The 16,322-nt window shown below is 71.8% G+C and carries 14 protein-coding genes; 12 read left to right on the top strand and 2 right to left on the bottom strand.

What is annotated here, in order from left to right; genetic code table 11:
* Window positions 1-2: 2 nt before the first annotated feature.
* From R8Z57_RS04705 to R8Z57_RS04690, 4 genes are all read left to right on the top strand, one after another.
* Window positions 3-1,307, top strand: a complete 1,305-nt coding sequence (locus tag R8Z57_RS04705) for an arabinan endo-1,5-alpha-L-arabinosidase (RefSeq protein WP_318352583.1) — start codon at window positions 3-5, stop codon at window positions 1,305-1,307.
* Entirely contained in the window at window positions 1,277-2,005 is a 729-nt protein-coding gene (locus tag R8Z57_RS04700) for a YesL family protein (RefSeq protein ID WP_318352582.1), read from the top strand. The genes R8Z57_RS04705 and R8Z57_RS04700 overlap by 31 nt, the downstream gene beginning before the upstream one ends.
* Window positions 2,006-2,098: 93 nt before the next feature.
* A complete protein-coding gene (locus tag R8Z57_RS04695; protein ID WP_318352581.1) occupies window positions 2,099-3,625 on the top strand; it encodes an alpha-N-arabinofuranosidase in 1,527 nt (508 codons plus the stop codon).
* The gene (locus R8Z57_RS04690; RefSeq protein ID WP_318352580.1) at window positions 3,622-4,629 is read left to right on the top strand and encodes an arabinan endo-1,5-alpha-L-arabinosidase; all 1,008 of its coding nucleotides are present in this window, start codon (window positions 3,622-3,624) and stop codon (window positions 4,627-4,629) included. The genes R8Z57_RS04695 and R8Z57_RS04690 overlap by 4 nt, the downstream gene beginning before the upstream one ends.
* 97 nt (window positions 4,630-4,726) lie before the next feature.
* On the opposite strand, the gene R8Z57_RS04685 is transcribed toward R8Z57_RS04690, so the two are convergent.
* On the bottom strand, window positions 4,727-5,743 hold the full coding sequence (locus R8Z57_RS04685) for a LacI family DNA-binding transcriptional regulator (protein ID WP_318352579.1): 1,017 nt from the start codon (window positions 5,741-5,743) through the stop codon (window positions 4,727-4,729).
* A 164-nt stretch (window positions 5,744-5,907) separates the two neighbouring features.
* Between R8Z57_RS04685 and R8Z57_RS04680 the strand changes: the two genes are divergently transcribed.
* The 5 genes from R8Z57_RS04680 (at window position 5,908) to rocD (ending at window position 9,922) form a co-directional block, all read left to right on the top strand.
* Window positions 5,908-6,375 carry a hypothetical protein gene (locus tag R8Z57_RS04680; protein WP_318352578.1) on the top strand — a complete coding sequence of 156 codons (468 nt, stop codon included), beginning with the start codon at window positions 5,908-5,910 and terminating at the stop codon, window positions 6,373-6,375.
* A complete protein-coding gene (locus tag R8Z57_RS04675; protein ID WP_318352577.1) occupies window positions 6,375-6,590 on the top strand; it encodes a helix-turn-helix transcriptional regulator in 216 nt (71 codons plus the stop codon). Before R8Z57_RS04680 ends, R8Z57_RS04675 begins: the two co-directional genes overlap by 1 nt.
* Window position 6,591: 1 nt before the next feature.
* Entirely contained in the window at window positions 6,592-7,620 is a 1,029-nt protein-coding gene (locus tag R8Z57_RS04670; protein WP_318352576.1) for an NAD(P)-dependent alcohol dehydrogenase, read from the top strand.
* Window positions 7,621-7,782: 162 nt separating this feature from the next.
* Entirely contained in the window at window positions 7,783-8,673 is an 891-nt protein-coding gene (gene ddaH, locus R8Z57_RS04665; protein ID WP_318352575.1) for a dimethylargininase, read from the top strand.
* A 22-nt stretch (window positions 8,674-8,695) separates the two neighbouring features.
* A complete protein-coding gene (gene rocD / locus R8Z57_RS04660) occupies window positions 8,696-9,922 on the top strand; it encodes an ornithine--oxo-acid transaminase (protein ID WP_318352574.1) in 1,227 nt (408 codons plus the stop codon).
* 21 nt (window positions 9,923-9,943) lie between these two features.
* Here rocD and R8Z57_RS04655 read toward each other — a convergent pair whose 3' ends face one another.
* Window positions 9,944-11,638: a molybdopterin-dependent oxidoreductase gene (locus R8Z57_RS04655; RefSeq protein WP_318352573.1), complete on the bottom strand. Its 1,695-nt coding sequence runs from the start codon at window positions 11,636-11,638 to the stop codon at window positions 9,944-9,946.
* A gap of 185 nt (window positions 11,639-11,823) precedes the next feature.
* On the opposite strand from R8Z57_RS04655, the gene R8Z57_RS04650 reads away from it, so the two are divergent.
* From R8Z57_RS04650 to R8Z57_RS04640, 3 genes are read left to right on the top strand one after another with little or no spacing between them, the layout of a single operon-like run.
* On the top strand, window positions 11,824-13,665 hold the full coding sequence (locus tag R8Z57_RS04650) for a circularly permuted type 2 ATP-grasp protein (protein ID WP_318352572.1): 1,842 nt from the start codon (window positions 11,824-11,826) through the stop codon (window positions 13,663-13,665).
* Window positions 13,659-14,591 (top strand): alpha-E domain-containing protein, encoded by a 933-nt coding sequence (locus tag R8Z57_RS04645; RefSeq protein WP_318352571.1) that lies wholly within the window; start codon window positions 13,659-13,661, stop codon window positions 14,589-14,591. The genes R8Z57_RS04650 and R8Z57_RS04645 overlap by 7 nt, the downstream gene beginning before the upstream one ends.
* Window positions 14,588-15,433 (top strand): transglutaminase family protein, encoded by an 846-nt coding sequence (locus tag R8Z57_RS04640; RefSeq protein WP_318352570.1) that lies wholly within the window; start codon window positions 14,588-14,590, stop codon window positions 15,431-15,433. The genes R8Z57_RS04645 and R8Z57_RS04640 overlap by 4 nt, the downstream gene beginning before the upstream one ends.
* The last annotated feature ends 889 nt before the right edge of the window (window positions 15,434-16,322 follow it).

Raw genomic sequence — 16,322 nt, 5'->3', positions numbered from 1 at the left:
GCATGTCGCTTCCCACCGCCCACGCCGCCGCCGACCCCTCGACCTGGGGCGCCCGCAACGCGCACGATCCCACGGTCGTCCGCGGCGACGACGGCCTCTGGTACATGTTCTCGACGGATGCCGCCGCCGGCGTCGACGACATCCCCGCCGGTGTGCACGTGCGTACGTCGCCCGACCTCGTCGAGTGGACGTTCGCCGGCACGGCTCTCGACGGTGTGCCCGCGCGGGCGCGGGCGCACACCGGGGCGCAGGGCCTGTGGGCGCCGGAGGTGGTCCGCTGGCCGAGCGCCGACGGCGCACCGCGCTGGCACATGTACTACTCCGCGTCGACGTTCGGATCGCGCACGTCGGTGATCGGCCTCGCGACCGCCGCGTCGCCGGCAGGGCCGTGGACGGATGCCGGACCCGTCGTCACCACGACCCATGAGAGCGATGCGCACAACGCCATCGACGCCGCGGTCGTGTTCGACCGCGACGGGCGCCCGTGGCTGACCTACGGCTCGTTCTTCGGCGGCATCCACATCCTCCCGCTCGACCCGGCGAGCGGGTTCGCCGAGAAGCCGGGCGAGGTCGGCTCGCTCATCGCCCGGCGCCCGGCGAGCGTCGACGGCGCGGTCGAGGGCCCGTACATCGTGTACCGGCCCGAAGAGGACCGGTTCGTGCTGTTCGTCTCGTACGACTCGCTGTTCGACAGCTACAGCGTGCGCGTCGCGGTGGCCGACGATGTCACCGGGCCCTACCTCGACGTCAACGGCCGCGCCCTGACCGACATCGATCACGAGACTCCGGATGCCGTGGGCACGAAGATCCTCGGCGGCCACCGGTTCCCCGGCGGCACGGCGTGGAGCGCACCGGGTCACAACTCGGTGTTCCGCGACGGCTCGCGGCTCTTCCTCGTGCACCACGTGCGCCGCGCCGACGACCCGGCCCGCCACGAGGCGCAGATCCGGCGCGTGCACGTCACCGCGTCGGGCTGGCCGCTGGTCTCGCCGCACCCGTTCGCCGGCGCCGACCGCGAGCGCCTGGCGCAGGCGGAGGGCGTCGACGGCGAGTGGCACGTCGTGCAGCTGGATCCCGCACGCCGCGGGGTCGAGGCATCCGTCCCGCTCCGCGTGCTCGGCGCCGCCCACACCGACGGCCAGCCGGTGACCACGCCGCTCATCGTGCGGTCGCCGCAGGGCGACGTGGTGCTGGACGCCGTGGTGTTCGGGGCGTGGGATCCGGTGGCCGAGCAGCCGGTGCTCGCGTTCGCGGGACTCGACCCCGAGGGCGTCGTGTGGACCGGCTCGAAGGCGGTGGCGTCGTGATCGCGGAGTACGGCTGGACCGGCCGCGTGATGGCGTGGCTGCGGGTCGTCTCGGCCCTCATCGTCGTCAACCTGCTGTTCGTGGCGGGCACGCTCGTCGGCCTGGTGGTGCTGGGCGCCGCCCCGGCGGCGCTCGCGGCGACGGCGTGCCTGACGCGCCTGCGCGACGGCGTCGAGACGGGGCTCGTGCGCGAGTTCGCCGCGGTGTACCGCGCGCAGTTCTGGCGCGCGAACCTCATCGGGCTGCCCTTCGCCCTGGTCGCCGTGCTGCTGGCCGCCGACACGATGGTGCTCCCGGCGCTCGACGGACTCGCGGCCGCCGCGCTCGCCGGATTCACGTGGGTCGCCGGCGCTGCGGCGCTCCTCGTCTTCGCCTGCGCACTGACCGTGGCGGTGCGCTACGACGAGATCGTCGGCGCCGTGCTGCGGTACTCCGTGGTGCTGCCGTTCCTCTCGCCCGTGATGAGCCTCGCGATGCTCGTCACCCTCGGTGTCGTCGGTGTCGCGCTCACCCTGCTGCCGATGCTCGTGCCGCTCGTCGGGTTCGCCGTCGTGCTGTTCGTCGCGGGCTGGTTCGTCGACCACCGCCTCGCCGCCCTCGACCCGGAGCACCCGCGGGCGGGCGATCGGCACGCCGCCGATGCGAGCGCCGCCATCGACCCCGACACGACCCCCGCCGGAGCGCCCGCCGTCCGCTGAGCGCCCGCCACCGTCCACCCGCTTGCGGCGCACCCGCGCCGGAGAAGTCCTGCCGTGCTGTCCGCAGCCGGCCCGCCCTTGGAGGAGAGAACCATGACCATCTCGCTCGATCCCGTCCGCACCGCGACCGCCCGCGTCGCCGTCGACCGCGATGCGGTCGTCGCCCAGATCGACCGCCGGATCTTCGGCTCGTTCGTCGAGCACCTCGGCCGCTGCGTCTACAACGGCATCTACGAGCCCGAGCACCCCACGGCCAACGAGGACGGCTTCCGTCTCGACGTCGTCGACCTCGTGCGCGAGCTCGGCTCGACCACCATCCGCTACCCCGGCGGCAACTTCGTGTCGGGATTCCGCTGGGAGGACAGCGTCGGCCCGCGCGACCAGCGACCGGTCCGCCGCGACCTCGCGTGGCACTCGCTCGAGACCAACCAGGTCGGCGTCGACGAGTTCCAGCGGTGGCTCGACCTCACGGGCTCCGAGCTGATGATGGCGGTGAACCTCGGCACCCGCGGCATCGAGGCGGCTCTCGATCTGCTGGAGTACTGCAACCACCCGTCGGGCACCACCCTCAGCGACCAGCGCATCGCCAACGGCACCGAGAAGCCCCACGACATCCGCATGTGGTGCCTCGGCAACGAGATGGACGGCCCCTGGCAGACCGGCTACATGACCGCCGACGACTACGGCAAGCTCGCCGCGCGCACGGCGCAGGCGATGAAGGCGGCCGACAAGGACCTCGAGCTCGTCGTCTGCGGCTCGTCGGGGTCGTCGATGCCGACGTTCGGCGACTGGGAGCGCACGGTGCTCGAGCACTCGTACGAGCACGTCGACTTCATCTCGTGCCACGCCTACTACCAGGAGCGCGGCGGCGACCTGGCGTCGTACCTCGCCTCGTCGATCGACATGCAGTACTTCATCGAAACCGTCGTCGCGACGGCCGACCATGTCGGCAACAAGCTGAAGTCGTCGAAGAAGATCAAGCTCTCATTCGACGAGTGGAACATCTGGTACCTCGATGAGCACCGCGAGTCCGACGAGGTCAACCACGAGTGGCGCTACGCCCCGCGCCAGCTCGAGGACGTCTACTCGGTCGCCGACGCCGTCGTGCTCGGCAACCTCATGATCACCCTGCTGAAGAACCACGACCGGGTCGCCTCGGCCTCCCTCGCGCAGCTCGTGAACGTGATCGCGCCGATCATGACCGAGCCGGGCGGGGCAGCGTGGCGCCAGACGACGTTCTTCCCGTTCTCGGTGACGTCGCGCCTCGCGCGCGGCGAGGTGCTGAAGCCCCGCATCGACGCCGGCACGTACTCGACCGCGGTCTACGGCGACGCACCGCTCATCGACTCCGTCGTCACGACCGACGGCAGCGACGCGGCGGTGTTCCTGGTGAACCGCAGCCAGACCGAGGCGATCGAGGTCACGGTGAACGTCTCCGAGCTGGGGGTCGCATCGGTCACCGAGGCCGTGACGCTGTGGGACGACGACGTGTACGCGAAGAACACGCTCGCCGACCAGGAGCGCGTCGGCCTCAAGGCCCTCGAGGGCGTCGTCCTCGACGGCGGCACGCTCACGGTGACGCTGCCGCCGGTGTCGTGGTCGGCCATCGCCCTCGCGTGACGCGCCTGCGGCACTCGCGGGCCGTGGCCGCGGCATCCGCTCTCCTCGTCGTCCTGATGACGGCGGGCGGATGCGCGGCCGCGCCCGCGGCGCCCGAGCTGAGCGGCGACACCCTCGTGCACGACCCGGCGTTCGTCGCGGGGGAGGAGGGCGAGCCGTCGTTCCTGTACTCCACCGGGGACGGGCGGATCGGCGACGGGAACATCCAGATCCGCCGCTCGGACGACGGCGCGGAGTGGGAGGACGCGGGCACCGTCTGGGACGAGAAGCCCGCGTGGCTCGTCGAGGCGGTGCCGGGCGTCGACAACCTCTGGGCGCCCGAACTCTACGAGCACGACGGCACCTGGTACCTGTACTACTCGGCCTCGACGTTCGGCAAGAACTCGTCGCTCATCGCCCTCGCGACCAACACCACGCTCGACCCCGACGATCCCGACTACGAGTGGGTCGACCAGGGCGTCGTCATCGAGTCGGCGGGCACGGACTTCAACGCGATCGACCCCGGCATCGTCGAGGACGAGCACGGCGAGCCGTGGATGGCGTTCGGGTCGTTCTGGAGCGGCATCCGCATGGTGCCGCTGGAGTGGCCGAGCGGCCTGCGCGCCGACGACACGGAGCCCCTGCTCGTGGCCGACCGGCAGCTGCCCCCCAACGCGATCGAGGCGCCGTTCATCCTGCCCCACGACGGCTTGTACTACCTGTTCGTCTCGAAGGACTTCTGCTGCCAGGGCGTCGACAGCACGTACTCGATCGCGGTCGGGCGCTCCGAGTCGGTCACCGGCCCCTACGTCGACGCCGACGGCGTGCCGCTCCTCGAGGACGGCGGCACGCCCGTGCTCGCGACGGACGGTGCGCGGGTGGGCCCGGGCGGCCAGTCCGTGTCGGGAGGCCTCCTCGCCTTCCACTACTACGACGCCGACCTCGACGGCCAGTTCCGGCTCGGCCTGCTGCCGCTCGCGTGGCGCGACGGGTGGCCCCACGTGGCGTGGCCGCCCGCAGCCTGACGCCGCGGCTCCTGCGGTTCCCGGCCGCTGCCGGACCGCCGGCCTCTCCGCGGATGCTGCCCGGGATGCGCGGAGCCGCGGGCGCCGCCGGAGAGCGTCAGCGGGCGACGCCGGGCGCCGACTCGCGCTGCACGATCGCGAAGTCGGCGAGCAGCAGACGCGGAGCCCCGTCGAGCCCCTCGATGCGCTCGCGGAGGGTCGAGACCGCCGTGCGGGCGATCCACTCGCGGCCGGGATCGACGGTCGTCAGCGACGGGATGGAGTACTGCGCCTCGTCGATGTCGTCGAAGCCCATCACCGCGACGTCGTCGGGCACGCGCAGACCGGCCTCCTGCAGGGCACGCATCGCACCGAAGGCGAGCGTGTCGTTGAGGGCGAAGACGGCGTCGAAGTCGACGCCGCGCTCGATGATGTCGCGCATCGACCGCGCACCGTTGGCGCGGTGCCACTCGATCGAACCGCCGATGAGCCGGCCGTCGAACGGGATGCCCCGGGCCTCGAGCGCTTCGCGGTAGCCCTGCAGTCGCAGTGCGGCCGAACCGATCAGCTCGCCCTCGTGGGCGCCGACGATCGCGATGCGCCGGCGGCCGGCGTCGATGAGGTATTCGGTGGCCGCGCGCGCCGCCTCGACGTTGCGCATCGTGAGGTGGTCGTTCGGGCCGTCGAAGATGCGCTCGCCGAGCAGCACCAGCGGATAGTCGACGTCGAGGTGGGCGACGTCGTCCTGGCTCATCTCGAGCGGGCTGAAGATGAGGCCGTCGCTCATCTTGCGGCGCGGGCTGGTCAGCAGATCGAGTTCGCGCTGGCGGCCGCCGCTGCCGGTCTGCTCGATGGTGACGACGAGCCCGGATGCCTCGGCCGCCGCGATGACGGATGCCGCGAGCTCGGCGAAGTAGGCCAGTGCGAGGTCGGGCACGGCCAGCGCGATCGAGCCGGTGCGGCCGGAGCGGAGGCTGCGAGCGGTGAGGTTCGGGGTGTACCCGAGCTCGGCGATCGCGAGCTCGACCCGCTCCTTCGTCGTGGCGCGGATGTGGGGGTAGTCGTTGATGACGTTCGACACGGTCTTGATCGACACGCCCGCGAGGCGCGCGACGTCGTGCAGTGTGGCTGCCATCGCCTCCCCCTCCGGTCGTCACCGCCGACCGCTGCCGACGTGCTCCGAGCCTACAACGTTGTAAGAGGCGCAGGGCTCGGCGCTCCTCATTGTGGAGGAGAGGCGGTCCGGGAAGCAATGTAAAAAATCCTTGACACTGCGATGCGCCTGGTTCTACGGTCGATGTGTCAAACATTCTTTACTCGCTGGGAGAAGCCATGGTCTACGAGGAGCGGAACATCTGGGCGAGCCTCATCGTCAGCGTGATCGGTGTCGCCGTGTACACGGCGCTCGTACTCGCGCAGGCGGACGGCGGCCCGCTCGCCGACGTCGACTGGGTGCCGCTGATGCTGTGGACGATCGGCGGCACCATCGTCGTCGCGATCCTCGTCAGCATCGTGTGGGGCATCCTCGCCGGCATGCGCGACCCCGACGGTGTCGGCAAGAGCGATCAGCGCGACCGCGACATCGCGCACATGTCGACGAGGGTCGGGCAGGCGTTCCTCGTGATCGCGGGACTCGGCGTGATCGTCCTGTGCGCGTTCCAGGCCGACTGGTTCTGGATCGCGAACACCATGTTCTTCGGCTTCGCGCTGTCGTCGATCGTGGGCGGCATCGCCAGCGTCATCGCGTACCGCCGCGGGCTCGTCTGATGGTCAAGCCTACGCGCGTCACCAACTCGATCCGCGCCGTCCGCGAGGCGGCGGGCATGACCCAGGCCGAGCTCGCGCGCCGCGTGGGGGTCACGCGCCAGACCCTCATCGCCATCGAGCAGGGCCGCTACTCGCCCACCCTCGAGCTCGCCTTCCAGCTCGCCCGCGCCTTCGGCGTCGGGCTCGACGACCTCTTCGACTACCCGGAGGAATGACATGTCCGACAACGCCCTTCCGACGCCCGCGGGGCTCCGCACCGACACGATGGCGGCCTGGCGGCAGCACCGCTACGGCGAAGCCGACGCCGTCGCCCTCGAGACCGCGGAGGTCCCCGCGCCGCGCCGCGGCGAGGTGCTGCTGCGCGTGCGCGCCACCGCTCTGAACAACGGCGACGTGCGGGTGATGCGCGGCGAGCCGCTCCTGGTGCGCGCCGCGTTCGGTCTCCGGCGCCCGAAGCAGCCGGTGAGGGGGATGGATGCCGCGGCCACCGTGATCGCGCTCGGCCCGGACGTGGCGGGACTCTCGGTGGGGGACGAGGTCGTCGGCGAGCTGCCCGGCGGCGGCGGGCTCGCGACGTACGCGGTGTGCCCGGCATCCCGCCTCCAGCGCCGGCCGCCGGCTCTGGACGTGGTGACGGCGGTGACACTGCCGCTCGCCGGCGGAACGGCGTGGCAGGCGCTCGAACGCGGGGGCGCGGCATCCGGTCATCGCGTGCTGGTGATCGGAGCCTCGGGGGGAGTGGGCACGTTCGCCGTGCAGCTCGCGGCCCTGCGCGGCGCCGAGGTCTGGGCGCTGTGCGGCGAGCGCAACCGCGAGCTGGTCGAGAGGCTGGGTGCGGCGCGCACGTTCGACTACCGCACCGTGCAGCCGGGGTCGCCCGAACTGGAGCCGGGCTCGTTCGACGTGGTGATCGACATCGCGGGCACGGCGCCGCTCCGGACGCTGCAGGGCCTCGTGCGCGACGGCGGCAGCGTCGTGCTCGTGTCGGGCGAGGGCGGGCGCGTGCTCGGACCGATGGGACGGATCCTGCACGCCGAGCTGCGCTCGATCGGCTCGAAGCGACCGCTGCGTCCGCTCGCCGCGGTCGCGAAGCGCGACGTCCTCGCGGAGCTGCTGGCGCTCGCCGCCGACGGCCGGCTGCGCCCCGTGATCGAGCGGAGGTTCGCGTTCGCCGAGGCGCACGACGCCCTCGCGCACGTCGCCGCGGGGCATGTGGCCGGCAAGGTGGTCGTGCTGGCGGAGTGAGCGGATGCCGCGACCCGGCGTGTCGCGCGACCGCCCCGTGCTCTCCGGTTCCCAGGTCGCTGCCAGGGTCCGTGAGACAATGGACGCGGCGTGCCCGGTTGCCGGCTTCTGCAGCCCCGCCGGGCCTCTGGACAGCGTCCGCCGCGCCTCTACAGGAGCATGATGTCCACGCAGCACACCGCGCCCGCCACCGCATCGGTCACCGCATCCGCCCCCGAGGACGGCCGGATCCAGCAGATCCGCCGGTACCTCATGTGCCGTCCCGAGCACTTCACGGTCAGCTACACGATCAACCCCTGGATGGTCCCGACCAATCCGACCGACACCGCACTGGCCGTGCGTCAGTGGCAGGCGCTCTACGACACCTACGTCGCGCTCGGGCACGAGGTGCACCTCATCGACCCGATCGAGGGCCTGCCCGACATGGTCTACACCGCCAACGGCGGGTTCGTCATCGACAACGTCGCCTACGGCGCCAAGTTCCGCTTCGCGGAGCGGGTGCCCGAGGGGCCGGCGTTCATGGACTGGTTCCGCGCCAACGGCTTCGAGGTCGCCGAGCCCGCCGAGGTCAATGAGGGCGAGGGCGACTTCCTGCTGGTGGGGGACACGATCCTCGCGGGCACCGGGTTCCGCTCGACCGGCGACAGCCACCGCGAGCTCGGCGAGGTCTTCGGCAAGGAGGTCGTGAGTCTGAACCTCGTCGACCCGCGGTTCTACCACCTCGACACCGCGATCTCGGTGCTCGACCCGGTGCAGGGGCCGGGCGGCGTCGAGAAGGCCAACATCGCCTACCTCGAGCAGGCGTTCGACGAGCGCAGCCAGGCGATCCTCGCCGAACGCTACCCCGACGCGATCAAGGTCGCCGACGCGGACGGCGCGGTGTTCGGCTTGAACTCGGCCAGTGACGGCCGGAACGTCATCATCTCGCCGCGCGCCACGGGCTTCGAGGCCCAGCTGCGCGAGCGCGGCTACAACCCGGTGCTCGTCGACCTCTCCGAGCTGCTGCTCGGCGGCGGCGGCATCAAGTGCTGCACGCTCGAGCTGCGTCGCTGACCGAGACAAGGAGAGGACGCCCATGACCACCACCTCCCCCTCGCCCGACGCCACGATGGCCGCCGTCATCGCCGGTGAAGAGGAGCACGTCGCGCACAACTACCACCCGCTGCCGGTGGTGATCGCCCGCGGCGAGGGCGCGTGGGTGACAGACGTCGAGGGCAAGCGCTACCTCGACCTGCTGTCGGCCTACTCGGCGCTGAACTTCGGTCACGGGCACCCGGCGATCGTGGCCGCGGCGCAGGAGCAGCTGACGCGCCTCACCCTGACCAGCCGCGCGTACCACAACGACCGGCTCGGCCCCTTCGCCGCCGCGCTCGCCGAGCTGTGCGGCAAAGACCTCGTGCTGCCGATGAACACCGGCGCCGAGGCGGTCGAGACGGGCATCAAGGTCGCCCGGGCATGGGGCTATCGCGTGAAAGGCGTGAAGCCCGACGCGGCGCGCATCATCGTCGCGCACGGCAACTTCCACGGCCGCACCACCACGATCGTGGGCTTCAGCGACGACCCCGACGCGCGCGGCGACTTCGGGCCGTTCACGCCCGGCTTCGTCTCGGTGCCGTTCGGCGACGCCGCGGTGATCGACGCCGCCATCACCGCCGACACGGTCGCGGTGCTCATCGAGCCCATCCAGGGCGAAGCGGGCGTCATCGTCCCGCCCGAGGGCTATCTGCGGACGGTGCGCGAGATCTGCACCCGCCGCGGCGTGCTGCTGATCGCCGACGAGATCCAGTCGGGGCTCGGCCGCGTGGGAGAGACCTTCGCGTGCGACCGCGAGGGGGTCGTGCCCGACGTGTATCTGCTCGGCAAGGCGCTGGGCGGCGGCATCCTTCCGCTCTCCGCGGTGGTGGCGGATCGCGACGTGCTGGGCGTCATCCGCCCCGGTGAGCACGGCTCGACCTTCGGCGGCAACCCGCTGGCGGCGGCCGTCGGCCTGCGCGTCGTCGAGATGCTGCAGACCGGTGAGTTCCAGGGGCGCGCGAAGCTGCTGGGCGAGCACCTCGCGACGAAGCTCGAGGAGCTCGTCGGCCACGGCGTGACCGGATCCCGCATCGCCGGGCTGTGGGCGGGGATCGACATCGACCCCGCCGTCGGCACCGGGCGCGAGATCGCCGAGAAGCTCATCGCGCGCGGGGTTCTCGCCAAGGACACGCACGGACAGACGATCCGCATCGCGCCGCCGCTCGTGGTGCGGGGCACCGAGCTCGACTGGGCCGTCGAGCAGCTGCGGGTGGTTCTCGCGGGCTGACACCTCGCTGCGCGGCATCCGTCAGTCGAAGACCGAGACGGTGCGCCAGTGCCAGCCGGTCGCGCCGTCGGGGGCGGGAGGAGCGGTCTGCGACGTCTGCACCTCGCCATCCTTGCCGGTTGCACGGCACTCGATGACGTGGTCTCCGGATGTCGCGTTCCACGGCAGGCTCCACTGCACCCAGGTGTCGTCGGAGATCGCGGCGGCGAGGGCCGCCGGCATCCATTCGCCCTCGTCGATCCGCACCTCGACGCCGGCGATGCCCACGCCCTGGTGCCATGCGACGCCGGCGATCACCACGTCACCGGCCTTCAGACCCTGGCTCTTGCGGGGCACGTCGATGCGGGACTGCAGCTTGATCGGGCCGCGCTCCGACCAGCCCCGGGTCGTCCAGTACGCCGTCGCGCGGTCGAAGCGGGTGACCTCGAGGTCGGTGACCCACTTCGTCGCCGACACGTAGCCGTAGAGCCCCGGCACCACCATGCGCACCGGGAAGCCGTGCTCGAGCGGCAGCGGCTCGCCGTTCATCCCCACGGCGAGGATCGCGTTGCGGTCGTCCGTCAGCGCTTCGAGGGGAGTGGATGCCGTGAACCCGTCGACCGACCGCGACAGCACCATGTCGGCCTCGGCGTCGGGCCGGGCGCGCGCCAGCAGCTCGCGGATCGGGTAGCCGAGCCACCGGGCGTTGCCGACGAGCGTGCCGCCCACCTCGTTCGACACGCACGTCAGCGTCGTCCATGACTCCTCGAGCGGCAGCGCGAGCAGCTCGTCCCACGTGAGCTCGAACTCCTCGGCCACCATGCCGTGGACGCGCAGCCGCCAGTCGGCCGGGTCGACCTCGGGCACGATGAGCGCGGTGTCGATCCGGTAGAACTGCTCGTTCGGCGTGACCACGCTCGCCAGTCCCGGCAGGTCGAGCTCGGCACCGGAGGGGACGACGGATGCCGCGACCGCCGCCGCCGGCAGCCGCAGCGCGCGCCGCACCGCCGCCACGCCGGCCGACGCCGTGGAGCGCACGCCGCCGATCGCGATCGCCAGCACGCCGACGCCCGCGGCCACGCCCGCCCACGCGAAGAACGCCCGCCGGCTCGGCGGCGGCGACGGAGAGCGTTTCGTCTCGCTTCGCTCGCTCGACGACCGGTCCTCCGGTTCCCGGCCGTCAGACTCCCGGTCGTTGAGCGAGCGAGGAACGGGCGAGACGAAACGCTCCCGAGCCCCCTCGACGCCAGGCCCGGGTTGCCCAATCGTGGAGGGAGCTTCCGGGCGTGTCGAGATCATCCGTGCCAGCAGCCACAGCGCGACCGCACCGGAGGCGCCCGCGACGACGGCGGGCATCCACGCCATCGAGCCGGCCCCGGGCCGTGTGGCGGCGACGACCGCGCCCGCGACGCCGAACGCCGCGACGAGCACGATGCCCCACGGCGGGAACCGCACCTGGAGCCACCCGGCCAGTACGGCGAGCACGAGCATGATCAGGGCGATGCCGGCGAGGAGCGCGAGCTTGTCGGCGGTGCCGAAGAGCGCGATCGCGGTGTCTTTGGCCCACGACGGGGCGACGTCGATGAGGGCCGAGCCGACCGCGGCGACGGGGCTCGAGGAGGGTCCCACGACGGCGGCCGTCAGCTCGCCCAGCCCCACGCCGAGGAGAACGGCGGCGAGTCCCGCCACCCACGTCAAGGGCGCCGGGATCCTGCGTCCCTCCCGCGGATCCGCCACGAAGCAAGGGTACGTCCGCGGGACCGGGCGGGGCGCGGCGGCGGGCCAGTCCCGGCGCGCATCTCCGCCGCGTCCGGGGCCCGCGTGACCGGTGCCGAGGGTCGCGGCCGGGTCGCGGCATCCGTCGACCACCATCGCCGATGCCGGAAACACGAGCGCAACGAACACCGCATTAGGCTCTTCGCATGGGTGATCTGTTCGACGGCTACGGCTCCACGCTGGCGCCGCGCAAGACGCCCTCGGGGGTTCCCGCGTTCGACGAGATGTTCGGCAGCCCGGCGCATCCGGGCGCTGCGGCCGAGTCGCGCGAGGCCTATCGAGAGCTCTACCAGGCGCTGGCGCAGATGACCCAGGAGGAGCTGCGCGGCCGCACCGATTCGCTCGCGAGCTCGTACCTCGCGCAGGGCGTCACGTTCGACTTCGCGGGCGAGGAGCGACCCTTCCCGCTGGATGCCGTGCCCCGCGTGATCACGTACGACGAGTGGTCGCGCATCGAGGCCGGTGTGAAGCAGCGGGTGCGGGCGCTCGAGGCGTTCCTCGACGACGCGTACGGGCACCAGCACTGCGTGCGCGACGAGGTGCTGCCGGCCGGGCTCATCGCAAGCTCGCAGTACTTCTATCGCCAGGCCGCCGGCATCCACTCGGCCAACGGGGTGCGCATCCAGGTGTCGGGGATCGACCTGATCCGCGACGAGCACGGCGAGATGCGCGTGCTCGAAGACAACGTGCGCGTGCCGTCGGGCGTCTCGTACGTGATCTCGAACCGCCGTGTGATGGCGCAGACGCTCCCCGAGCTGTTCGTCTCGATGCGCGTGCGCCCGGTCGGCGACTATCCCAACAAGCTGCTCGCGGCGCTGCGCGCCTCGGCGCCCGCCGGCATCGAAGACCCCAACGTCGTGGTGCTGACCCCAGGCGTCTACAACTCCGCGTACTTCGAGCACACGCTGCTCGCCCGCCTCATGGGTGTCGAGCTCGTCGAGGGCCGCGACCTGCTGTGCGTCGGCGGCAAGGTCTTCATGCGCACCACCCGCGGCCCCAAGCGCGTCGACGTCATCTACCGCCGGGTCGACGACGACTTCCTCGACCCGCTGCAGTTCCGGGCCGACTCGATGCTGGGCGCGCCCGGGCTCATGCTCGCCGCGCGCCTGGGCAACGTCACGATCGCCAACGCGGTGGGCAACGGCGTGGCCGACGACAAGCTGCTGTACACGTACGTGCCCGATCTCATCCGGTACTACCTCGCCGAGGAGCCGATCCTCAAGAACGTCGACACTTGGCGTCTGGAGGATCCGAACGCGCTCGAAGAGGTGCTCGACCGGCTCGACGAGCTCGTGGTGAAGCCGGTCGACGGCTCGGGCGGCAAGGGCTTGGTCGTGGGGCCGGATGCCTCGCCCGCCGAGCTCGAGAAGCTGCGGCAGCGGCTGCTCGCCGATCCGCGCGGCTGGATCGCGCAGCCCGTCGTGATGCTCTCGACCATCCCCACCCTCGTGGAGGACGGCATGCGCCCCCGCCACGCCGACCTCCGCCCCTTCGCCGTCAACGACGGCGAAGACGTGTGGGTGCTCCCCGGCGGCCTGACCCGCGTCGCGCTGCCCGAGGGGCAGCTGGTCGTGAACTCGAGCCAGGGCGGCGGCTCGAAGGACACCTGGGTCATCGGCGGCTCTGCCCCCTCCCACGTCGAGTACGGCCAGGGCCAGGGCGTGTCGGGGCTCGTCGCCGACCAGGCGGCGACCGTCACCGCGGCGATCCCGATCATCTACGACGGCCAGCCCGAGCCGGCGCACTCGCCCCGCGACCCGGGTCGCGGCGACCGTGCCCAGGCCGAGCAGCAGCAGCAGGAGCACTCGCGGCCCGTGCCCCGCGGTGCGCAGGCCGAACAGCAGCAGCAGGCGGCATCGGTTCGACCTTCTGATCCCGATGTCCCACTTTCAAGCCTGCATGTCCCACTTTCGTTCGCACCGGCGCCCCCGGAGCGACCGAAATCGGGACATGCGGGGCTGAGCGCGGAGGGTGGTGCGCCGTGCTGAGCCGCATCGCTGAAAGCCTGTTCTGGATCGGGCGCTACATCGAGCGCAGCGACGGCACCGCGCGCATCCTCGACGTGCACCTGCAGCTCCTCCTCGAAGACCCGTGGATCGATGAGGACACGGCGTGCCGGTCGCTCCTCAGCGTCATGGGGTCGCTGCCGCCTGAGGGCGTCGACCAGGTGCGCCGGGAGGACGTTCTGGCGCGGCTCGCCGTCGACCGCATGAATCCGTCGAGCATCGCGTACGCGCTCACCGCCGCGCGCGAGAACGCCCGCCGCGCGCGCGAGATCGTCTCGACCGAGCTGTGGGAGACCCTCAACACCACGAACGCGCGGATGCCGCGTCGCCTGCAGGCCGACCGCGTGCACGAGTTCTTCCAGTGGGTGCGCGAGCGCGCGGCGCTGGCCGTCGGCATCGTGGATTCGTCGACGAGCCGCGACGAGGCATGGCAGTTCTTCACGCTCGGCCGCAGCATCGAACGCACCGACATGACCGCACGCCTGCTGGCCACGCGGTCGCTGACCGAGGCATCCGGTCCTTCCTGGACGACCATCCTGCGCTCGTGCGGGGCCTACGAGGCGTACCTGCGCACCTACCGGGGCATGCCCAGCGCGCGCAACGCAGCGGAGTTCCTGCTGCTCGACCGCCTCTTCCCGCGCTCGATCATCTACTCGATCCAGCGCGCCGAGGAGTGCATGAGCGCCATCGACCCGCGTGCCGACCGCGTGGGTCACTCCAACACCGTGCTGCGGGCGCTCGGCCAGATCCGCAACGACCTCGAGTACCGGCCGATCTCCGAGATCCTCGGCGAGCTGCCGGGTCACATGGACCGCGTGCAGCAGGTCACGCGCGAGGCATCCGAAGCCATCCGCGGCCGCTTCTTCCCGACGCAGGCCGAGCCCAGCTGGATCGGAGAGATCTCGTGAAACGACTCCGCATCGAGCACCAGACCGGGTTCAGCTACCAGGGCGACGTGACCGCGTCGTACAACGAGGCGCGCATGCTGCCCGGCTCCACCGACAGCCAGTTCGTGCTCAACTCGTCGCTCGACATCGAGCCGTCGACCTCGGTCAACCAGTACGTCGACTACTTCGGCACGCGCGTCGCCGCCTTCGACGTGCTGTCGCCGCACTCGTCGCTGACCATCACCGCCCGATCGCTGGTGGAGGTGCGCCCGCGCCCGCTCGAGCACATCGACATCACCTGGGACGCCCTCGCGCGCGAGGCGAGCCGCTCACTCGAGACGGTGGAGCAGCTGACGCAGACCGGACGCACCCGCCCCCATGCCGAGGTCGCCGAGCTCGCGCGGTCCATCGCCGCTCAGCACGATCACCCCGGTCGCGCGGCGCACGCCATCGCGGTCGCGATCGGCGACGCCGTCGAGTACATGTACGGCATCACCGGCGTGCACTCGACCGCCGCCGAGGCGTGGGAGGCCCGCAAGGGCGTCTGCCAGGACATGGCCCACATCGCCCTCGGCGCCCTCCGCGAGGTCGGGATCCCGGCCCGCTACGTGTCGGGCTACCTGCACCCGCGCCCGTCGGCCGAGGTCGGCGTCGCCGTGACGGGCGAGTCGCACGCGTGGATCGAGTGGTTCGCGGGGGAGTGGCAGGGCTTCGACCCCACCAACAACATCGAGATCGGCGACCGCCATGTGCTCGTCGGACGCGGCCGCGACTACGGCGACGTGCCGCCGCTGCGCGGCGTGTACGCCGGCCCCTTCAAGAGCAACCTCCACGTGAAGGTCACGATCACCCGCGAGGCGTAGGCCCGTCTGTCGCCGCTGCGCTCGTTGACGGTGTCGGGGGGTCGGTGGTCGGCAGGTTCGGCGCCACCGGGTCGGAGATATCCGCTCAGTCGGCGGTCTGGTGGCGGGAATCTCCGAGTCGGGGGAGATCTCCGACTTCGTGGCGCGGACGTCGGTGGCGGACGGATGCCCCAGCCCGGGCGGGTCTCGTGGCCTCGACCGCTGGGGCCGCCGACGGGTCGCGCCACGGGGTCGGTGATATGCCGTCGGTCGGTCGTCTGGTGGCGGGGATCTGCGAGCGGGGGGAGATCTCCGACGTCGTGGCGCGGATGCCGGTGGCGGGACGGATGCCGCAGCCCGGACGGTCGCGTGACTGCTGGGGTCGACCGGTCGGCGCCATTGTGTCGGCACCAAGGGGTCGGTGATATCTCGTCGGTCGGCGGTCTGGTGGCGCGAAGCTCCGAGCGGGGGGGAGATCTCCGACTTCGTGGCGCGGATGCCGGTGGCGGGACGGATGCCGCAGCCCGGACGGTCGCGTGACTGCTGGGGTCGACCGGTCGGCGCCATTGTGTCGGCACCACGGGGTCGGTGATATCTCGTCGGTCGGCGGTCTGGTGGCGCGAAGCTCCGAGCGGGGGGGAGATCTCCGACTTCGTGGCGCGGATGCCGGTGGCGGGACGGATGCCGCAGCCCCCGGCGGGTCGCGTGGCCTCGACCGCTGGGTTGACCGGTCGGCGCCACGGGGTCGGTGATATCTCGGCGGTCGGCGGTCTGGTGGCGCGAGGCTCCGAGCTAGGCGAGATCTCCGACGTCGTGGCGCGGATGCCGGTGGCGGGACGGATGCCGCAGCCCGGAGGTCGCGTGGCTGCTGGGGTCGACCGGTCGGCGCCATTGTGTCGGCACCACGGGG

Source organism: Microbacterium sp. M3 (genome assembly GCF_033548675.1).
GTDB lineage: Bacteria > Actinomycetota > Actinomycetes > Actinomycetales > Microbacteriaceae > Microbacterium > Microbacterium arthrosphaerae.
The sequence above is the reverse complement of the archived record's forward strand: the minus strand, read 5'-3'. Positions and strand labels throughout refer to the sequence as shown.

Excerpts from the sequence above, each read along its gene's own strand:
- rocD (WP_318352574.1), top strand. The coding sequence starts at position 8,696 with ATGACCACCACCTCCCCCTCGCCCGACGCCACGATGGCCGCCGTCATC.
- R8Z57_RS04670 (WP_318352576.1), top strand. The coding sequence starts at position 6,592 with ATGTCCGACAACGCCCTTCCGACGCCCGCGGGGCTCCGCACCGACACG.
- R8Z57_RS04675 (WP_318352577.1), top strand. The coding sequence starts at position 6,375 with ATGGTCAAGCCTACGCGCGTCACCAACTCGATCCGCGCCGTCCGCGAG.
- ddaH (WP_318352575.1), top strand. The coding sequence starts at position 7,783 with ATGTCCACGCAGCACACCGCGCCCGCCACCGCATCGGTCACCGCATCC.
- R8Z57_RS04650 (WP_318352572.1), top strand. The coding sequence starts at position 11,824 with ATGGGTGATCTGTTCGACGGCTACGGCTCCACGCTGGCGCCGCGCAAG.
- R8Z57_RS04705 (WP_318352583.1), top strand. The coding sequence starts at position 3 with ATGTCGCTTCCCACCGCCCACGCCGCCGCCGACCCCTCGACCTGGGGC.
- R8Z57_RS04695 (WP_318352581.1), top strand. The coding sequence starts at position 2,099 with ATGACCATCTCGCTCGATCCCGTCCGCACCGCGACCGCCCGCGTCGCC.
- R8Z57_RS04685 (WP_318352579.1), bottom strand. The coding sequence starts at position 5,743 with ATGGCAGCCACACTGCACGACGTCGCGCGCCTCGCGGGCGTGTCGATC.